Annotated in this window: 17 protein-coding genes and 1 riboswitch; of the genes, 6 read left to right on the forward strand and 11 right to left on the reverse strand. The window is 68.3% G+C overall.

Annotated elements, in window-relative coordinates:
- Positions 1 to 133 precede the first annotated feature (133 nt).
- Genes accC through aroQ form a run of 3 tightly spaced genes read right to left on the reverse strand, consistent with a single transcriptional unit; the run spans position 134 to position 2,434 of the window.
- Positions 134 to 1,486: an acetyl-CoA carboxylase biotin carboxylase subunit gene (gene accC, locus E5N76_RS05485; protein WP_149536294.1), complete on the reverse strand. Its 1,353-nt coding sequence runs from the start codon at positions 1,484 to 1,486 to the stop codon at positions 134 to 136.
- Positions 1,487 to 1,490: 4 nt separating this feature from the next.
- Positions 1,491 to 1,973, reverse strand: coding sequence for an acetyl-CoA carboxylase biotin carboxyl carrier protein (gene accB, locus E5N76_RS05490; RefSeq protein WP_149536295.1), 483 nt, complete (start codon positions 1,971 to 1,973; stop codon positions 1,491 to 1,493).
- Positions 1,970 to 2,434 carry a type II 3-dehydroquinate dehydratase gene (gene aroQ / locus E5N76_RS05495; protein WP_149536296.1) on the reverse strand — a complete coding sequence of 155 codons (465 nt, stop codon included), beginning with the start codon at positions 2,432 to 2,434 and terminating at the stop codon, positions 1,970 to 1,972. The genes accB and aroQ overlap by 4 nt, the downstream gene beginning before the upstream one ends.
- A gap of 162 nt (positions 2,435 to 2,596) precedes the next feature.
- Positions 2,597 to 2,708, forward strand: a riboswitch (TPP riboswitch).
- A gap of 41 nt (positions 2,709 to 2,749) precedes the next feature.
- Between aroQ and thiS the strand changes: the two genes are divergently transcribed.
- Together thiS and E5N76_RS05505 are read left to right on the forward strand one after the other, a co-directional pair.
- Entirely contained in the window at positions 2,750 to 2,980 is a 231-nt protein-coding gene (gene thiS / locus E5N76_RS31555; RefSeq protein ID WP_149536297.1) for a sulfur carrier protein ThiS, read from the forward strand.
- Positions 2,981 to 2,984: 4 nt separating this feature from the next.
- The gene (locus E5N76_RS05505) at positions 2,985 to 3,794 is read left to right on the forward strand and encodes a HisA/HisF-related TIM barrel protein (protein WP_149536298.1); all 810 of its coding nucleotides are present in this window, start codon (positions 2,985 to 2,987) and stop codon (positions 3,792 to 3,794) included.
- A gap of 127 nt (positions 3,795 to 3,921) precedes the next feature.
- On the opposite strand, the gene E5N76_RS05510 is transcribed toward E5N76_RS05505, so the two are convergent.
- Positions 3,922 to 5,514, reverse strand: a complete 1,593-nt coding sequence (locus E5N76_RS05510) for a DHA2 family efflux MFS transporter permease subunit (RefSeq protein WP_149536299.1) — start codon at positions 5,512 to 5,514, stop codon at positions 3,922 to 3,924.
- Complete coding sequence (locus E5N76_RS05515; protein WP_149536300.1) at positions 5,511 to 6,671, reverse strand: HlyD family secretion protein; 1,161 nt, start codon at positions 6,669 to 6,671, stop codon at positions 5,511 to 5,513. Before E5N76_RS05515 ends, E5N76_RS05510 begins: the two co-directional genes overlap by 4 nt.
- Before the next feature lie 128 nt (positions 6,672 to 6,799).
- Between E5N76_RS05515 and E5N76_RS05520 the strand changes: the two genes are divergently transcribed.
- The 3 genes from E5N76_RS05520 (at position 6,800) to E5N76_RS05530 (ending at position 9,659) form a co-directional block, all read left to right on the forward strand.
- Positions 6,800 to 7,462, forward strand: a complete 663-nt coding sequence (locus tag E5N76_RS05520; protein ID WP_149536301.1) for a TetR/AcrR family transcriptional regulator — start codon at positions 6,800 to 6,802, stop codon at positions 7,460 to 7,462.
- A gap of 411 nt (positions 7,463 to 7,873) precedes the next feature.
- Positions 7,874 to 9,004, forward strand: coding sequence for a type III PLP-dependent enzyme (locus tag E5N76_RS05525; RefSeq protein WP_149536302.1), 1,131 nt, complete (start codon positions 7,874 to 7,876; stop codon positions 9,002 to 9,004).
- Positions 9,005 to 9,191: 187 nt separating this feature from the next.
- The gene (locus tag E5N76_RS05530; RefSeq protein ID WP_149536303.1) at positions 9,192 to 9,659 is read left to right on the forward strand and encodes an Lrp/AsnC family transcriptional regulator; all 468 of its coding nucleotides are present in this window, start codon (positions 9,192 to 9,194) and stop codon (positions 9,657 to 9,659) included.
- An 89-nt stretch (positions 9,660 to 9,748) separates the two neighbouring features.
- Here the strand turns inward: E5N76_RS05530 and E5N76_RS05535 are convergent, their stop codons facing one another.
- Genes E5N76_RS05535 through E5N76_RS05545 form a run of 3 tightly spaced genes read right to left on the reverse strand, consistent with a single transcriptional unit; the run spans position 9,749 to position 12,765 of the window.
- Positions 9,749 to 10,498 (reverse strand): SDR family oxidoreductase, encoded by a 750-nt coding sequence (locus tag E5N76_RS05535; RefSeq protein WP_149536304.1) that lies wholly within the window; start codon positions 10,496 to 10,498, stop codon positions 9,749 to 9,751.
- A 12-nt stretch (positions 10,499 to 10,510) separates the two neighbouring features.
- On the reverse strand, positions 10,511 to 11,554 hold the full coding sequence (locus E5N76_RS05540; RefSeq protein WP_149536305.1) for a C-terminal binding protein: 1,044 nt from the start codon (positions 11,552 to 11,554) through the stop codon (positions 10,511 to 10,513).
- 38 nt (positions 11,555 to 11,592) lie between these two features.
- Positions 11,593 to 12,765 (reverse strand): mandelate racemase/muconate lactonizing enzyme family protein, encoded by a 1,173-nt coding sequence (locus tag E5N76_RS05545; RefSeq protein ID WP_149536306.1) that lies wholly within the window; start codon positions 12,763 to 12,765, stop codon positions 11,593 to 11,595.
- Between the two features lie 383 nt (positions 12,766 to 13,148).
- Between E5N76_RS05545 and E5N76_RS05550 the strand changes: the two genes are divergently transcribed.
- The gene (locus E5N76_RS05550) at positions 13,149 to 13,910 is read left to right on the forward strand and encodes an SDR family oxidoreductase (protein WP_187829992.1); all 762 of its coding nucleotides are present in this window, start codon (positions 13,149 to 13,151) and stop codon (positions 13,908 to 13,910) included.
- An 80-nt stretch (positions 13,911 to 13,990) separates the two neighbouring features.
- Here E5N76_RS05550 and E5N76_RS05555 read toward each other — a convergent pair whose 3' ends face one another.
- Genes E5N76_RS05555 through E5N76_RS05565 form a run of 3 tightly spaced genes read right to left on the reverse strand, consistent with a single transcriptional unit; the run spans position 13,991 to position 17,223 of the window.
- Positions 13,991 to 14,893 carry a carbohydrate ABC transporter permease gene (locus E5N76_RS05555; protein WP_149536307.1) on the reverse strand — a complete coding sequence of 301 codons (903 nt, stop codon included), beginning with the start codon at positions 14,891 to 14,893 and terminating at the stop codon, positions 13,991 to 13,993.
- A complete protein-coding gene (locus E5N76_RS05560) occupies positions 14,886 to 15,842 on the reverse strand; it encodes a carbohydrate ABC transporter permease (protein WP_149536308.1) in 957 nt (318 codons plus the stop codon). The genes E5N76_RS05555 and E5N76_RS05560 overlap by 8 nt, the downstream gene beginning before the upstream one ends.
- A gap of 52 nt (positions 15,843 to 15,894) precedes the next feature.
- The gene (locus E5N76_RS05565) at positions 15,895 to 17,223 is read right to left on the reverse strand and encodes an ABC transporter substrate-binding protein (RefSeq protein ID WP_149536309.1); all 1,329 of its coding nucleotides are present in this window, start codon (positions 17,221 to 17,223) and stop codon (positions 15,895 to 15,897) included.
- Between the last annotated feature and the right edge of the window lie 5 nt (positions 17,224 to 17,228).

Here is a 17,228-nt window from a genome sequence, read left to right on the forward strand (position 1 = left end):
ACCTGGAATTGCGACGCGCGGCGTCCATACCCTTCAGAATAGGCGCTGCGGCAGCCCAAATCCAGGATGTCACTTTGCGTAACGCGGGATTATCGAGCGTATCCGCAACGATTCCCGGTGCGGGCCAGGGGGCTCAGCCGCCGCGCCGGGCGGCCACGAAGCCTTCCAGCCAGTGGATGGTGTAGTCGCCCGCCTGGAATTCGGCATCCTCCATGATGGCGCGATGCAGGGGCAGCGTGGTCTCGATGCCGTCCACCACCATCTCGGCGAGGCTCCGCCGCAGCCGGGCGATCGCCTCCGCCCTTGTCGCGCCATGCACGATGAGCTTCGCCACCAGGCTGTCGTAATGCGGCGGCACCGAATAGCCCGAATAGAGCGCCGAATCGACCCGCACCCCGAGCCCGCCCGGAGCGTGGTAGGTGTGGACGCGGCCGGGGGAGGGGGCGAAACTCTCGGGATGCTCGGCGGTGATCCGGCATTCGATGGCATGGCCGTGGAAGCGGATCTCGGACTGGTCGTAGCCCAGCGCCTCCCCGGCGGCGATGCGGAGCTGCTCCTTCACCAGATCCACGCCGCAGACCATCTCCGTTACCGGATGCTCCACCTGCAGCCTCGTGTTCATCTCGATGAAGGCGAATTGCCCGTCCTGCCAGAGGAATTCCAGCGTGCCGGCATTGCGGTAGCCCAGCTCCCGCAGCGCCTTGGTCACCTGGGCGCCCAGCGCATCCCGCTCCGCCGCCGAGAGGACCGGCGAGCCGGCCTCCTCCACCAGCTTCTGATGGCGGCGCTGCAGGGAGCAGTCGCGCTCGCCGAAATGGACGACGTTGCCATGCGCGTCGGCCAGCACCTGCAGCTCGATATGCCGCGGCCGGTCGAGATATTTCTCCATATAGACGCTGTCATCGCCGAAGGCGGCCTTGGCTTCGGTGCGGGCGACGCGCCAGGCCTCCTCCAGCTCCGCCTCGCTGCGCGCCACCTTCATGCCGCGCCCGCCGCCGCCGGCGGCGGCCTTGATGAGGACGGGGTATTTCACCTCCGCGGCGACGGCGCGGGCTTCCTCCAGCGAGGCCAGCGCCCCGGGCGAGCCCGGCACCAGCGGTACGCCGAGCCGCCGCATCGCGTCCTTGGCCGCGATCTTGTCGCCCATCATGCGGATATGCTCGGGCCGCGGGCCGATGAAGGCGAGGCCATGCGCCTCCACCATTTCGGCGAAATTGGCGTTCTCCGAGAGGAAGCCATAGCCCGGATGCACCGCATCGGCGCCGGTGATGGCGGCGGCGGAGAGGATGGCGGCGACGTTCAGGTAGCTGTCCCGCGCCGGCGGCGGGCCGATGCACACGCTCTCATCCGCCAGCCGGACATGCATGGCGGTGGTGTCCGCGGTGGAATGGACGGCGACGGTGCGGATGCCCATTTCCTGGCAGGCACGATGGATGCGGAGCGCGATTTCCCCTCGATTCGCGATCAGCACCTTGCCGAAGGGCATGCGGCTACTCCAGCACCAGCAGCGGGGCGCCGTATTCCACCGGCTGGCCGTTCTCGATGAGGATGCGGGTGACGGTGCCGGCCTTCGGCGCGCGGATCTGGTTGAAGGTCTTCATCGCCTCGATCAGCAGCAGGGTCTGGCCCTGCGCCACTTTGGCGCCCACCGCGATGAAGGGCGGCTGGCCCGGCTCCGGGAACAGGTAGGCGACGCCGACCATGGGCGAGGAGACGAGGCCAGGATGCTTGAGGTCCGGCGGCGCCTCCGCCGCGGCCGGCGCGACGGCGGCCGGGGCCGGGGCAGCGGGCAGGGCGGCGGCGGGGGGCGCGGCCCAGGCGATGGGCGGCGGCGCCATCACCGCCGGCGCCTGGCGCGCCACGCGGATGCGGCTGTCCTTCTCCACCAGCTCGATTTCCGTCAGGTCAGTGTCCTTCAGGATCTGCGCCAAAGCGCGGATCGCCTCGGGATCGAATTGGATGCCGTTGCTCATGGCAGGTCTTCCGCCTCCGTCGGCGCGAGGAGCTGCGCCATGGCCCGGAGCGCCAGCGCATAGCCCTGCACGCCGAGCCCGGCGACGACCCCGGTCGCGGCCTTGGAGACATAGGAATTGTGGCGGAATTCCTCCCGCCGGTGGATGTTCGTGATGTGCACCTCGATCACCGGCAGCTCGACCGCGATGAGCGCGTCCAGCAGCCCGATGGAGGTGGTGGTGTAGCCGGCCGGGTTGATGATGATGCCGGCGGCGCGGCCGCGGCATTCCTGCACCCAGGTGATCAGCTCGCCTTCCCCGTTCGTCTGGCGGAAATCGATGGCGAGGCCCAGCTCCTCCGCCACCTCGGCGCAGAGCGACTCGACGTCGTCGAGCGTCGCGGTGCCGTATTTCGCCGGTTCGCGGATGCCGAGGAGGTTGAGGTTCGGGCCGTTCAGGACGGCGATCAGGGGCGGAGTCACGGCGGGCGGGGTCCGATCGCTGGCAGGCGGGCCGGCTAGCACGGGGGGGTGAGGGGGGCAAGCCGCGTCTCGCCCCCCGCTGGCGCGCCGGCGGCCCGGCTTCCCGCGGGCGTGAGGCAGGGGGCCACGATATTGACGCCCCCGCCCGACGGGCGCAGCATAGGCCGGACCAAGGGGTGCCCTTGCCACAGGGCTGAGACTCCGCGCCGGACGCGGGGAACCCTTAGAACCTGATCCGGGTCATGCCGGCGAAGGGATGGGTGCAAGGCATCGGCGCGACCCTTCCCTCCGAAACGACTCTAGGGATGAAGCGAGATGCCTGACACCTTGTCAGTGCCCCCCACCGTCATGCTGACCGTCAATGGCGAGGCGCGCAGCGTTCCCGAAGGCACCAGCGTCGCCGGGCTGCTGGCGCAGATCGGCCTGGCCGAGCGCAAGGTGGCGGTGGAGCGCAACCTCGAGATCGTGCCCCGCTCGCGCTATGCCGAGACGCTGCTGGCGGCCGGCGACGCTATCGAGATCGTCCATTTCATCGGAGGAGGCTGAGCCCATGGACGGCACCCCGAACCAGGCCGTGGCGGGCGACGATTCCTGGGAGGTGGCGGGGCTCCGCTTCCGCTCCCGCCTGATCGTCGGCACCGGGCGCTACAAGGACCTGGAGGAGACCGGGGCGGCCATCGCCGCCTCGGGGGCGGAGATCGTCACGGTTGCGGTGCGGCGGGTCAATCTCGGCGATCCCTCGGCGCCGATGCTGCAGGATTACGTAGACCCCAAGCGCTACACCTATTTGCCCAACACCGCCGGCTGCTTCACGGCCCAGGACGCCGTGCGCACCCTGCGCCTGGCGCGGGAGGCGGGGGGCTGGAACCTGGTGAAGCTGGAGGTGCTGGGCCCGCCGCCCTTTCTCTACCCCGATATGCGGGCGACCTTCGAGGCGCTGGAGGCGCTGCTGAAGGACGGCTTCCAGGTGATGGTCTATTGCTCGGACGATCCCATCGCGGCGAAGCGTCTGGAGGAGATGGGGGCGGTGGCGGTGATGCCGCTGGGGGCGCCCATCGGCAGTGGGCTCGGCATCCAGAACCCGGTGATGATCCGGGCCATCATCGAGAACGCCAAGGTGCCGGTGCTGGTCGATGCCGGCGTCGGCACGGCGAGCGACGCGAGCGAGGCGATGGAACTGGGCTGCGACGCGGTGCTGATGAACAGCGCCATCGCCCACGCGAAGAACCCGGTGCTGATGGCGCGTGCGATGAAGGCGGCGGTGGAGGCGGGGCGCCTCGCCTACCTCGCCGGCCGGATGCCGCGGCAATATGCGGCGGATCCGTCGAGCCCGCTGCAGGCAGGGCTGATCGGGCGCTGACGCGCCCGTCGTAACCCGTGCCGCCCGTTGTCCTTCCGCGGCTTTGCCGCGGAAGGCTGTCCGAAGACATCGGGCATTGGGCGATTCCGGGGCCCCCGACGGCGCGTCGCGCGATGTCGGGGGGCGTTCAATGCGCCGGCCCCGCGCCCGCGCCGCGCGGCTTGGCGAGCAGAAAGACCAGCGGCGCCACCAGCAGGAACAGCGCCGCCATCGCCATCAGCACGTCGTTATAGGCCAGCACCAGCGCCTGCTGCTGCACCAGCCCCACCATGCGCTTCAGCGCCGCCAGCTCCGCCTGCTCCGGCTGCATCAGCCGCGTGCCGAGCAGGTCCTGCATATTCTGCATCGCCGCCGTGGCGGAGGGCCGGCCGGAACTCACCCCTTCCGCCAGGTGCAGCCGGTGCGCCGCGCTGCGGTCCGTCGCCATGGTATTGATCATCGCCAGGCCGAAGGCGCCGCCCAGGTTGCGCATCAGGTTGTAGAGGCCGGAGGCGTTCTTCAGCCGCTGCGGCGGCAGGGTGCCGAGCGCCACCGTCGTCGTCGGGATCATGATGAACATCATCCCCACGCCGCGCAGCAGCAGCGGGAACCAGAGCTGCGGCGAGCCGGATTGCACCGTCAGCCCCGCCGTCAGCCATAGCGCGACGCCCGTGGTCGCCAGGCCGATGGCTACCAGCACCCGCAGATCCACCCGCCGCGAAAGCTGGCCGATGATCGGCGAGGCGACGAACATGCCGATGCCGGTCACGAACATCGTCTCGCCGATCTGCAGGCTGTTATAGCCCCGCACCCGGCCGAGGAAGAGCGGCACCAGATAGACCGAGCCATAGAGTCCGATACCCAGGATGAAGGCGAAGAGCGCGCCGATCGCGAAATTCCGGTCGGCATAGGCGCGCAGATCGACGATCGGCTCCGCCGCCGTCAGCACCCGCCAGAAGAAGCCGATCCCGGCCAGCGCCGCCACCACCGCGAAGGTCTTGATGGTGTCGTCCTCCAGCCACTGCCAGCGCGCGCCTTCCTCCAGCACGTAATCCATGCTGCCGAGGAAGACCGCCATCAGCAGCAGCCCCGGCAGGTCGAAGCGGCGCAGCAGGCTGCGGTCCGGCTTGTCGATATCCATGGTCAGCCAGACCGTCACCGCGATCAGCGCGCCGATCGGCACGTTGATGAGGAAGAGCCAGTGCCAGGAGAAGGTCTCGGTCAGCAGCCCGCCGACCGTGGGGCCGATGGTCGGCGCCAGGGTCGCGGTCAGGCCGATCAGCACCGTCGCCTTCACCCGCGCGGCGCCAGGGAAGAGCAGGAAGGAGGTGGCGAAGACGGTCGGGATCATCGCCCCGCCGAGGAAGCCCTGCAGCGTCCGCGCCGCGACCATGGCGGGCAGCGAGGTGGCGAAGGCGCAGGCCAGCGAGAATACCGTGAAGCCGGCGGCGGAGAGGGTGAACAGCACCCGGGTGGAGAGCAGGCGGGAGAGGTAGCCGGAGAGCGGGATCATGACGATCTCCGCGATCAGGTAGCTGGTCTGCACCCAGCTTGCCTCATCCGGGCTGGCGGCCAGCCCCGCCTGGATGTCGGCGATGGAGGCGGAGACGATCTGGATGTCCAGGATCGCCATGAACATGCCGAGCACCATGGCGGCGAAGCCCAGCAGGCGGCGGCCGCCGACCGCGCCCAGGCCGCCGGCGGCGGGGGCCGCGCCCGGCGCCGCCAGGCTCGCACTCATGGCCGCAGGCCGAGGGTCGCGGCCGCCACCGCCCAAACGCCGCGCGGGGCAGCGGGGTCGTCTCGCGTATCCACCTCCGCCACGGCGGAAAGGCCCGGGCGTAGCTGTGCCGCGGCCGCTTCCGGGTCATCGAAGCGGATCTTCACCGGCACGCGCTGCACGATGCGGGTGAAATTCCCCGTCGCATTCTCCGGCGGCAGCAGGCTGAACAGCGCCCCGGTGGCCGGCGAGAGCGAGTCGATATGGGCGTGCAGCTCCGCTCCCGTCACGTCCAGGGTGACGGTGACGGGCTGGCCCGGGCGCATGCGGGCGAGCTGGGTTTCCTTGAAATTCGCCACCAGCCAATGCTGTTCCGGCGGTCGCGCCACGGCGATCAGCGCCTGCCCCGGCCGCACATGCTGGCCGATCTGCGCCGCGCGATTGCCGACGACGCCGTCGAAAGGCGCGCGGATCTCGGTATAGGCGAGGCTGCTTTCGGCCAGCGCCAGCGCGGCCCGGGCGGCCGTCACCTGGGATTCGGCGCCGGCCGCCTGGGCCTCCAGCACCGGCAGGGCGGCACGGGCGGCGGTGAGGTTGGCCTGGGCCGCGGCCAGCGCTGCTTCCGCCTTGCGCTGATCGGCCAGGGCGCGCTCCGCCGCCTGCCGGGCGCCGACGCCGCCGACGGCCAGGGTGTCGTAGCGCACCGCATCCTGGGTGGCCCGCACCCGCTCCGCCTCGGCCTGGCGGATGCTGGCTTCCCCGGCGGCGATGGTGGCGAGCTGCTGCTGGCGCTGCGCCAGGATGGTGGTGTGGGTCGCCTCGGCGGCGGCCAGGCTGGCGGCGGCACTGTCGCGGCGGGCGCGCCAATCCTGCTGCTCCAGCCGGATCAGCACCTGGCCGGCCGTCACCTGCTGGTTATCCGCCACCAGGATCTCCGCGACGTCGCCCTCGATGCGGGCGGCCAGCGGGGCGATGTCGCCGGCGAGATAGGCGTTGTCCGTGCTCTCCTGGAAGCGCCCGACCTTCCACCACCATTCGCCGCCCAAGGCCGCGCCGGCCAGCAGCGCCAGCAGCAGCAGGGGGCGGAGGTGGCGAAGCAGGCGGCGGCGCAAGGGTGGCGGGGCGCCGGCGGGCTGCATCAGCGGGGGCGCGGCGGCGTGGGGGGTCTCGGCATTCATGGCGACTGAACCGTTCAGTTCACTGGCGGGAAGGATGGGAAAGGGTGTGCACTGCGTCAAGAGAAAACTGAACGGTTCAGTTCAGTCGGTGCTTGCAACCGGCCGCCTTCCGCCCCCAGATTGGCGCCATGTCAGAGCACGATGATCAGCCAGGCTGCGAGGCCGCACCGGAGGCCCGCAGCGCCAAGGCGCAAGCCATCATGGAAGCGGCCGCCGAGCTGTTCCTCGCCCAGGGCTATGCGGCGACCAGCATGGAGGCGGTGGCGCGCCGTGCCGGCGTTTCGAAGGCCACGCTCTATGCGCACTTCCCCGGCAAGGACACGCTCTTCCGGGCGGTGGTGGGCGAGCGCTGCAACCGCATGGCGATTGAGGCGGTTGGCGGGCGGAGCCATGACGAGCCCCTGCGGCCGACGCTGGAAAGGCTGGGCACCATCCTGCTGCGCTTCCTCATTGCCCCCGCCACACTGGCCATCTACCGCACCGTGAAGGTGGAGGCGCTGCGGGAGCCGGCGCTGGCGGAGATCTTCTACGCTGCCGGCCCCGCCATGGCCCGCACCCGCCTGGCGGCCTGGATCGCCGAGGCGCAGCGCCGCGGCCGGATCCGCGCCGATGCCGATCCCAGCCGGGCGGCGGTGGATTTCGGCTCCTTGCTGCGGGGCGATTTGTGGCTGCGGGCGACGCTCGGCCTGCCGCCCGCGCCGGATGAGGCGGCGATCGCGGCGGAGGCCAGGGCGGCGGCCGATGTGTTCCTGCGCGCCTATGGGATGCCGGAAGCCGAGCCCCAGGGCTAAGCCGGACCGGTCGTTTCCCGGCGGAGTCGCAGCAAGGCACGCGGATAAGCGCGAGCCCCGCGGAGCTTCCGGAGGAGTTTCCGGTGCCCCGGGGTGGGCACGCGAAAAATCTCCGGCCGGGGCCGAATTTCCGCTTTGCACCCCTGGGCGAGCGGCCTATATGCCGCCGCAGACGCAGTACGCACGTGCCTCTGGCCCCAGGCCCACGGAATCGCGGCGCCCCTCCATCAAGGCGCCAAACTGAAGCGATCACCGCGGCGCAAGGTTTACGCAACGACGTCAAGCGTTCTGGCAACCCCGTTCGGCGCAAGCCGGGCGGTCCCCTTGGTCGCTGGTTCGTTGGACCGTTTCGTTAATCTGGGGCCACCACCCGATGAGGGGGTGGTCCTCATTGTCTGAGGAGGGTGTGCGATGACCCCAAAGGTCGCTCGCTTCCTGCGCGATTCCATGCCGGCGACGCCCTGCCTGGTCCTGGATGTGGACCGGGTGGAGGAGAATTACCGGCGGATGGCCGCGGCCCTGCCGCTGGCCCGCATCTACTATGCGGTGAAGGCCAATCCGGCGGCGCCGATCCTGGAGCGGCTGGTGGGTCTCGGCTCCTCCTTCGATGCCGCGAGCTGGGAGGAGGTTTCCGCCTGCCTGGAGGCTGGCGCCCGGCCGGAGGCCATCAGCTTCGGCAACACCGTGAAAAAGGAAAGCGCCATCCGCGCTGCCCATGCGGCGGGCGTGCGCATGTTCGCCTTCGATTCCGAGGCGGAGCTGCGCAAGCTGGCGCGCAGCGCCCCCGGTGCGCGGGTCTATTGCCGCATCCTGGTCGGCAATGACGGCGCCGAGTGGCCGCTCTCCCGGAAGTTCGGCTGCGAGGTGGCAATGGCGAAGGAGCTGATGGTCCTGGCGGGGGAGCTGGGCCTCGACCCCTATGGCATCTCCTTCCATGTCGGCAGCCAGCAGACCAAGACCGCAGCCTATGAGGCGGCGATCGCCAAGGTCGCCATGCTGTTCACCGACCTGAAGGAGGCCGGGGTGAATGTCCGCATGGTCAATCTCGGCGGCGGCTACCCGGTGCGCTACCGGCAGGAGGTGCCGGAGATCGACGATTTCGGCGCCGCCATCATGGGCGCCATGGCGGAGCATTTCGGCAATGCCCTGCCGGAGATCGTCATCGAGCCGGGCCGCTTCATGGTGGGCGATGCGGGGGTGGTGAGCGCCGAGGTGGTGCTCGTCTCCCGCAAGGGCGCCGAGGATCCGGTGCGCTGGGTCTATCTGGATATCGGCCGCTTCGGGGGGCTGGCGGAGACCGAGGGCGAGGCCATCAAATACGCCTTCCGCACGCCGCATGATGGCGGGGCGGAAGGGCCGGTGACCATCGCCGGCCCCACCTGCGACAGCACCGACACGCTCTACGAGAAGTCCAATTACCGGCTGCCCCTGGCGCTGGAGAGCGGGGACCGGGTGGAGCTGCTGGCGACGGGGGCCTATGTCACCACCTATGCCAGCCAGAAGTTCAACGGCTTCCAGCCGCTGGCCGAGCACTACTTGTAGTTCCCCGCGAAGCCGCTGCGCGACTCTGCGGGGGCCCAGGAGTCGCTGCGGGCCTGAGGCCTTGCACAGCCAGCCGCGGCTGGGCAACGGGCAGGGCGGAGGGAGGCGGGGAGCCGGCAGCCCTGTCGTCGCGCCGGTTGTGATTCCTTCCGTTCACAGCGCTGGCGTCGGCGCTTAAGCTGGCGCCATGGACGAAATCGACCGGAACATCACCGTTGCCCTGCAGCTCGATGGCAGCGCGGGGCTGGCGGAGCTGGCCAAGGTTGCCGGGCTTTCGGTCTCGGCGACCGCCGAGCGGGTGAAGCGGCTGGAGGAGCGTGGGGTGATTCGCGCCTGGCGGGCGGATATCGACCCCGTCGCGGCCGGCTGTCCCCTGCTGGTGCATATCCTCGTCACCGTTGCCCCGGGCAAGGACGAGGCCGCTTTCCGCAAGGCGATGAAGAAGCAGGAGGCGGTGCTGGAGTGCCACGCCATCACCGGCGACTGGACTTATCTGCTGAAGGTGCGCCTGGCCAATCTGGTGGCGCTGGACGCCTTCCTGAATGACGAGCTGCGCGCTCAGGCCGGCGTCCAGCGCGTGGAAACGCTGTTGGCGATCGCCACGGTGAAGGAGACCTCGATCCTGCCGATCGCACCGGCGGACCCGGAGGAATAGACTCAAGGGTTCCAAGGGCCTTTCGGCCCTTGGCGGGCAGGGGTTTGGGGGTTGCGGCACGGCCGCAACCAGAGCCCTCCCCCAATAGCTCAACCGCGCGCGATCCAGGGCATCTTCGCCGCCGCGATGGTCACGAATTGGATGTTCGCGTCCAGCGGCAGATTCGCCATCATCAGGATGGTGCTGCCGACATGCGTCACGTCGAAGGTCGGCTCCACCTTGATCTCGCCATTGGCCTGCTGCACGCCGCGGGCCATGCGCGCCGTCATCGGCGTCGCCGCGTTGCCGATGTCGATTTGGCCGGAGACGATGTCGAAGGCTCGCCCGTCGAGCGCCAGCGTCTTGGTCAGCCCGGTGATGGCGTGCTTCGTCGAAGTATAGGCCACGCTGTTCGGCCGCGGCACATGCGCGCTGATGCTGCCATTGTTGACGATGCGCCCGCCGATGGGGGCCTGGTTCTTCATGATGCGGAAGGCGGCCTGGGCGCAGAGGAAACTGCCCGTCAGGTTCACCTGCACCACCCGCGCCCAATCCTCGTATTTCAGGTCCTCGATCGGGCCGGCCGGGACATTGCCACCCGCATTGTTGAACAGGAAGTCGAGGCGCCCCCACTCGCTCTTCAGCTTGTCGAACAGCGCGTTCACCGAGGCAGGGTCGCCGACATCGGTCGGCACCGGCAGGGCCTTCGGCGCGTTGTTGCCGGCCAGGCTCACCGTCTCCGCCAGCGCATCGGCGCGGCGGCCGGCCAGGGCCACGGTCCAGCCATCGCCCAGCAGGGCCAGGGCGGCGGCGCGGCCGACGCCCGAACCGGCCCCCGTCACCACAGCATATTTGCTCATCTCGATGTCTCCTCAGGAATTCGGGCCGCGGCCCATGCCGATGGGCTGCCAGCGCTGCAGCGTGGTGTTCTGCAGCACGGCGGGATTCACGCAGCTCATCGGCCATTTGCCGGAGAGCACCAGCGCCAGCTCATGCCCCACGCGGCGCTTCCGCGCCTCGTCGAAGCGGGCGGAGGCGCTGGCGACATGGGCGGTGAGGGTGACGTTCTCCATGCGCAGCAGCGGGTTGTTGTGCGAGGGCGGCTCCACCTCCAGCACGTCGAGCGCGGCATGGGCGATCCAGCCTTCCTGCAGCGCCTTGATCAGCGCCGATTCATCCACCGTCGGGCCACGGCCGACATTGACGAAGATGGCGCTCTTCTTCATGCGGCGGAAATGCTCCTCCCGCAGCATATGCGTGCATTCAGGCCGCGCCGGGGCGTGCATGGAGACGAAGTCGGACTGCTCCATCACCTCGTTCAGCGTCGCCGGCATGACACCGTATTCGGACATCAGCATCTCCTCGACGAAGGGGTCGTAGGCGATGAGGCGGAGGCCGAAGGGGGCGGCACGCTTCGCCACCGCGCGGGCGACGCGACCGAAGGAGACGAAGCCGAGAGTCTGGCCCATGAGGCGGGGGAGCTTGAGGAGGGCAGGGCGGCCTTCCTTCCAGCGGCCTTCGCGCACCATGCGGTCCTGCTCCAGCAACCGGCGGAAGCCGGCCAGCAGCAGAGTCATGCAATGGTCGGCGACTTCTTCGATGAAGGTGTCCGGGATGTTCGTTACCGGAATGCCGCGCGCCGTCGCTGCCTTCACATCCACGCTGTCCACGCCGACGCTGCCGAGGCTGATGACCTTACAATTCTCCAGCGCGTCGATGATGGCCTTGGTGATGGGGATACCCTTGGCATAGACCGCGTCGGCGGTTTTCGCCGCGGCGATGAAGCCGGCCTCGTCGGTCGGACCCTCGACGATCTCGGCGTCGAGCCCGGCGAGCGCTTCCGATTCCAGCGCGTAGCCGCCGCCGGCGACGGTGAAGCTGGCGCCGGCGGGCGTCACGATACGGTACTTTGCCATTCTCTCCCCCTCCTCGGTTCGTGGCGCGGCAAGCTGCGCTATTGCGGCGGCCGGGCGCGGATCGCCGCCTCATTCACCTCGACGCCCCAGCCAGGTCCGGTCGGCAGCACCAGCTCGCCCTTCTCGATGGCCGGGGGCGGCGTGAATTCGTCGCGCCAGGAGACGCTGTCGATGTCGATCTCCATCACCCGGAAATTCGGGATGGTGGCGGAGAAATGCGCGCTGATCATGCTGCAGAGGTTGCCGTAGAAATTATGCGGCGCGCAGTTCACCTCATAGACATCGCAGAGCGCGGCGATCTTCAGCGATTCGGCCAGCCCGTTCCAGATCACGTCGATGATGCCGACATCCATCGCGTAATGCTCGAGATAGGGCCGGAATTCGCGGCGGCCATGCAGCGTCTCGGCGCTGGCGATGGGGCAGGGGGCCATGCGCTTGATGCTGGCAAGCGCCGGCGCGTCGTGGATGTCGATCTCCAGCCAGGTGAGGTTGAAGGGCTCGACCGCCCTTGCGACGCGTTGGAAGCCTTCCGTCCGGAAGTGAAAATTGGTGTCGAGATGGATGTTGAAGTCGGGACCCACCGCGTCGCGGATGGTGCCGAGATGCTGCTGCAGGAGCGAGAGGGTCTTGTTGTCCCAATTCAGCTCCGGCCAGCCGGCATGGCGGCCGAAGCCTGGCGAATACTGGAACAGCTTGCCATCCGGCCCGGGGATCAGGATGTTGGTCTTGAGGCCGCGGAAGCCCATCGCCTTCACCTCGGCGGCATGGCGCGCCACCTCCGCCCAGTCCAGGCAGGGGGGCGTGCCCATGTACTTCGAGTTGCGCACGCGGTAGCTGCCGAAATGCGACCAGTAGACCGGGATGCGCTCGCGGATCGGGCCGCCGAACAGGGCATAGACAGGGATGCCGCGGGCGCGGGCGGCGATGTCGAGCAGCGCGTTCTCGATGGCGGCGATGGCCTGCTGGTTCAGCCCGCCGCGGGACTGCCGCGTCATCACATGCAGCCAGGCCGTCACCTCCTCGAAGCGGCGGGGATCGCGGCCGATGATGAGCGGCGTCAGCCCCTCGATCACCGAGGACAGGCCGGTGGAGCCGAAGCTCTCATTGTATTCGGACCAGCCGGTGAGGCCGTCATCCGTGGTGACCTTGAGGAAGGAGAAGAGGCGCCAACCGGCATCGGCGCGCAGGGTTTCGACCCGGGCGATCTTCATGCTGCTCTCCGTTCCTTCCCATGATCTTGCGGCGCCGCCGGCGGGCCGCGGCTGGTGCCGGGGCGGGACATCGCGGGCCGTGCCGGCGGAGCGAAGCACGGCCGCGCCCTGGCCACAAGCCGTTGCGCCGGGCTAGAGCAGATCGCCGGAGGGCGGCATCGCCCGGAAGCGTGAATCTGCTCTACAATCCATAAGCTAGAGCGGTTTCGCGCTGCACAGTCAGCGTGAAACCGCTCTAGTGTCCTGCCCGCGAAGTTCGCTGGATTTCCAGCGAATGCAGCGGGCAAGCAGGCCTCTGAAAACAAGAGCTAGTGGCCCGAGAACGAAGTCCGCAGGACTTCGGAATCGGGCCACTAGCCTCCGGCATCTGGAGAAGGGACCCCATGGGCAGGCTCAGCGGCAAGATCGCCTGGGTGACGGGCGCCGGCAGCGGCATTGGCGAGGCGGTGGCGGAGCGCTTCGGCGCGGAGGGCGTGGTCACCGTCGTCAGCGGCCGGCGGCGGGACCGGCTGCAGGAGGTGGCGGGGCGGATCACCGCCAAGGGCGGCACCGCGCATGTGCAGCCCGCCGACCTGACCGATGCCGCAGCGGTGGAAAAGGTGGCGGGCTGGATCGAGGCGACCTTCGGGCGGCTCGACATCCTGGTGAACAATGCGGGCGTGAATGTCCAGGACCGGAGCTGGGCGCGGCTGGGCCCGAAGGAAATCGACACGCTGATTCAGGGCAATCTTACCTCCGCCTTCTACGTAGTGCAGGCGGTGCTGCCGGTGATGCGCCGGCAGGGCGGCGGGGTGCTGATCCACACCGCCTCCATGGCCGGGCGGAATGTGAGCCCGATGAGCGGGCCGGGCTATGGCGCGGCGAAGCACGGCGTGGTGGCGATGAGCCATAGCATCAACATGGAGGAATGCGTCAACGGCATCCGCAGCACGGTGTTCTGCCCGGGCGAGGTGAATACCGAGATCCTGAAGCAGCGGCCCAACCCGCTGACGGCGGAACAATTGGCGCAGATGCTGCAGCCGGAGGATTGCGCTGACCTCATCGCCTATGCCGCCGCGCTGCCGCCGCATGTGACGATGAACGAGATCTGGCTGACGCCGACGCATAACCGCGGCTATGTCGCGGCGCTGGGGCGGAAGCTGTAGAGAAAAAATCAGGAGGGGCTTTGCCCCTCCCGAACCCTCCCCACCAAGGGCCGAAAGGCCCTTGGAACCTTTGAGTCTGGCTATTCCTTCACCGCGCCTGTGAGCGAGGAGACGTAGTAGTCCACGAAGAAGGAGTAGAAGATCGCCACCGGCAGGGAGCCCAGCAGGCTGCCCGCCATCAGCGCGCCCCATTGATAGACGTCGCCGGAAACCAACTCCGTCAGGATGGCCACCGGCACCGTCTTGCTCTCGCTGCTCTGGATGAAGGCGAGGGCGTAGATGAACTCGTTCCATGAGAGAGTGAAGCTGAAGATGCCGGCGGAGATCAGCCCCGGCACCGCCAGCGGCAGGGTGATCTGCCGCAGGATCTGCAGCCGCGTCGCGCCGTCGATCAGCGCGCATTCCTCCAGCTCATAGGGGATCGACTTGAAATAGCCGATCAGCAGCCAGGTGCAGAAAGGGATGAGGAAGGTCGGGTAGGTCAGGATCAGCGCCAGCGGGCTATCGAACAACCCGAGCTGATAGACCATGGTCGCCAGCGGGATGAAGAGGATCGAAGGCGGCACGAGATAGGCCAGGTAGATCGCCAGCCCCACATACTGGCTGCCCTTGAAACGCAGCCGCTGGATGGCATAGGCGGCCAGGGTGCTCGCCACCAGCGACAGGAAGGTGGAGCAGATCGCCACCGTCATCGTCGTCACCAGCCAGCGCGGATAGGCGGTGTTGAACAGCAGGTGGTAGATGTGGTCCAGGGTCGGCGAGCTGATCCAGAACGGGTTGTAGGTCTTGTAGTCGAACAGCTCGGCATTCGGTTTGAAGGCGGTCAGCGTCATCCAGTAGAAGGGGAAGAGCAGGATGACGACGAAGCAGGCCAGCGGCAGATAGAGCGTCACCATTCGGCGCGCCCGGCTGTCCCAGGCCATGGTTTCCGGCTGGGCGGTGGCGGCGTTGCCGGCCGCCGGCGTTGCGACGGCCTCAGTCATTGCCTTCTCCTTGCTGCCATTTGCGCCGGGCCAGGCCGAAATAGCTGAACAGCGTGGCGAAGACGAGGAAGGGAATCATCGAAACGGCGATCGCCGCGCCTTCCCCGAGCTGGCCGCCCGGGATGCCGCGCTGGAAGGCGAGCGTCGCCAGCAGATGGGTGGAATTCACCGGCCCGCCGCGGGTGATGGCATAGACGAGCTGGAAATCGGTGAAGGTGAAGATGATGCTGAAGGTCATGACGATAGCCAGGATCGGCAGCAGCATCGGGAAGGTGACGTAGCGGAAGCGCTGCCAGGCCGAAGAGCCATCGAGCAGCGCCGCCTCATAGAGCGAGGGCGAGATGGTCTGCAGCCCGGCCAGCAGCGAGATGGCGACGAAGGGAATGCCGCGCCAGATATTGGCCGCGATGAGGGACCAGCGCGCCGGCCAGGCGCTGCCGAGGAAGTCGATATTATGGTCCAGCACCCCCAGCATGTCGTTCAGCAGGAAGGAGATGATGGAGAATTGCGGGTCGTAGATCCACCAGAAGGCAATGGCCGAGAGCACGGTGGGCACGATCCAGGGCAGCAGGATAATGGCGCGCAGCAGCGACTTGAACGGCATGTGGTTGTTCAGCAGCAGCGCCAGCCACAGGCCGAGGCCGAATTTCCCGATGGTCGCGACGCCGGTGTAGAAGACGCTGTAGAACACCGCGTTCCACCACAGCGGGTCTTCCAGCAGATACTCGAAATTCTCCAGCCCCACCCAGATGCCGCGACGGCCGATGGTGGTGTCCGTGAAGGCCAGCCAGATGCCGAGGCCGAGCGGGTAGGTGAGGAAGACGGTCAGCAGCCCCACCGCCGGCAGCAGGCAGGCGACGACGAGGAAGGGCTTCCACTCGAACAGCCGGACCAGCCAGTTCGGCTGCTGGCGGGTCCGGCTCCAGGCGGCGGCGGTGGTGGCGGACATGACAGGGCTCCCCCGAAGGGCGGGCGGCGCCGCATGGGCGCCGCCCCTTCGTTCAGCGGCGGAAGATGCGGCGAGCGCGGCGCTCGGCTTCGCGCGCCGCCTGTTCCGGCGTGGCCTGGCCGGAGGCGACGGCGGCGCACATTTGCACCGTGACGTACTCGGCGTTCGCCTGGCCCGAGGCCTCGGAGATCGGCCCCTTATAGCCGTTCCAGAACTTGTTGTTCATGCTGTCCTTGAAGATCGCGATCTTCGGATCACTGCTCCAGACCGCGCTGGCGCCATAGGCGGCCAGCGGATGCGCCCAGTAGCCGAGGTTGGCGATCAGCCAGGGATCGTACTGCTCCCGCTCCATCATGAATTGCAGGAAGGCCTTGGCGGCGTTCGGGTAGCGGCTGTGCTTGAACACCATGGCGTTCAGCGTCAGCGGCGCGCTCGGCCAGCTCGAAGCCTGTCCCAGCGGCAGGAGGTCGTGCTCGGTATCCTCGGCGATCGGTGCCGTCGCCGGATCGCCCTTCAGGGAGAAATAGAGCGAGACGCCGTTGGAGGTGACCCAGCACTCATTCGCCGCATAGGCGCGGTTGTTGCTGATATCGCCCCAGGAAAGGGTGCCCTGCACGAAGGTGGGATACAGCTCCTTCAGGTAGTTCAGCGCGGCGATGGTCTGCGGGCTGTTGATGGAGACCTTGCCCTCCTCGTCGGTGAGCGATGCGCCATGCGACCAGAGCAGCCAATTGGCGAAGCCGTTGCCGTCACCGACAGCATTGCCCAGCGCGAAGCCAGGCGGCTTGTTCGCCGCCTTCAGCTTCTTGCAGAGATCGAGGAAGCCTGCGTGATCCTGCGGCGGCTTCTCGAACCCCACCTGGTTCACCGCGGATTTACGCCACACCAAGGGCCCGGCGGTGCCGCCGAAGGGCAGCCCGATCCAATTATTGGTGCCGTGGCGCTTGCCGTATTTCTCGCCCACCGCGAGCCAGCCGCCATAGCGCTTGCCGAGATATTCGGCGATGTCGGTGATCTCGATCAGCTTCTCGGCGAAGATATGCGGCGCGTCGCCGAAGCCGATGATGAGGTCCGGGCCGGCGCCGGTATTCGCCGTGACAGCAGTCTGCTGGGTGATGTCCTCCCAGCCGACGAAATCGACGCGCACCTGCACGCCGGTCGCCTGGGTGAAGCGGGCGGCATTGGCGCGGAACACATCCTCATCCGGCTGCACGAAGCGGACCGGGCGCAGCATGCGCAGCGAAGCGCCGGATTCGATCGGCAGGCGCGGCGCCGGCGTATCGGCGGCGGCGATGGGGGCCTGGGCGGAGGCACGGAACGCCGCCAGCGCCGCGGCCCCGATGCCGAGCTGCAGCGCCGTGCGGCGGTGAATGATGTGCATTCTTG

The sequence above is a fragment of the Siccirubricoccus phaeus genome, assembly GCF_008360935.1.
Lineage (GTDB): Bacteria > Pseudomonadota > Alphaproteobacteria > Acetobacterales > Acetobacteraceae > Siccirubricoccus > Siccirubricoccus phaeus.

Bases quoted from the DNA above. Each gene is read 5' to 3' on its own strand.
- accC (WP_149536294.1), bottom strand. From the start codon at position 1,486: ATGCCCTTCGGCAAGGTGCTGATCGCGAATCGAGGGGAAATCGCGCTC.
- accB (WP_149536295.1), bottom strand. From the start codon at position 1,973: ATGAGCAACGGCATCCAATTCGATCCCGAGGCGATCCGCGCTTTGGCG.
- thiS (WP_149536297.1), top strand. From the start codon at position 2,750: ATGCCTGACACCTTGTCAGTGCCCCCCACCGTCATGCTGACCGTCAAT.
- E5N76_RS05505 (WP_149536298.1), top strand. From the start codon at position 2,985: ATGGACGGCACCCCGAACCAGGCCGTGGCGGGCGACGATTCCTGGGAG.
- E5N76_RS05510 (WP_149536299.1), bottom strand. From the start codon at position 5,514: ATGAGTGCGAGCCTGGCGGCGCCGGGCGCGGCCCCCGCCGCCGGCGGC.
- E5N76_RS05515 (WP_149536300.1), bottom strand. From the start codon at position 6,671: ATGAATGCCGAGACCCCCCACGCCGCCGCGCCCCCGCTGATGCAGCCC.
- E5N76_RS05520 (WP_149536301.1), top strand. From the start codon at position 6,800: ATGTCAGAGCACGATGATCAGCCAGGCTGCGAGGCCGCACCGGAGGCC.
- E5N76_RS05525 (WP_149536302.1), top strand. From the start codon at position 7,874: ATGACCCCAAAGGTCGCTCGCTTCCTGCGCGATTCCATGCCGGCGACG.
- E5N76_RS05530 (WP_149536303.1), top strand. From the start codon at position 9,192: ATGGACGAAATCGACCGGAACATCACCGTTGCCCTGCAGCTCGATGGC.
- E5N76_RS05535 (WP_149536304.1), bottom strand. From the start codon at position 10,498: ATGAGCAAATATGCTGTGGTGACGGGGGCCGGTTCGGGCGTCGGCCGC.
- E5N76_RS05540 (WP_149536305.1), bottom strand. From the start codon at position 11,554: ATGGCAAAGTACCGTATCGTGACGCCCGCCGGCGCCAGCTTCACCGTC.
- E5N76_RS05545 (WP_149536306.1), bottom strand. From the start codon at position 12,765: ATGAAGATCGCCCGGGTCGAAACCCTGCGCGCCGATGCCGGTTGGCGC.
- E5N76_RS05550 (WP_187829992.1), top strand. From the start codon at position 13,149: ATGGGCAGGCTCAGCGGCAAGATCGCCTGGGTGACGGGCGCCGGCAGC.
- E5N76_RS05555 (WP_149536307.1), bottom strand. From the start codon at position 14,893: ATGACTGAGGCCGTCGCAACGCCGGCGGCCGGCAACGCCGCCACCGCC.
- E5N76_RS05560 (WP_149536308.1), bottom strand. From the start codon at position 15,842: ATGTCCGCCACCACCGCCGCCGCCTGGAGCCGGACCCGCCAGCAGCCG.
- E5N76_RS05565 (WP_149536309.1), bottom strand. From the start codon at position 17,223: ATGCACATCATTCACCGCCGCACGGCGCTGCAGCTCGGCATCGGGGCC.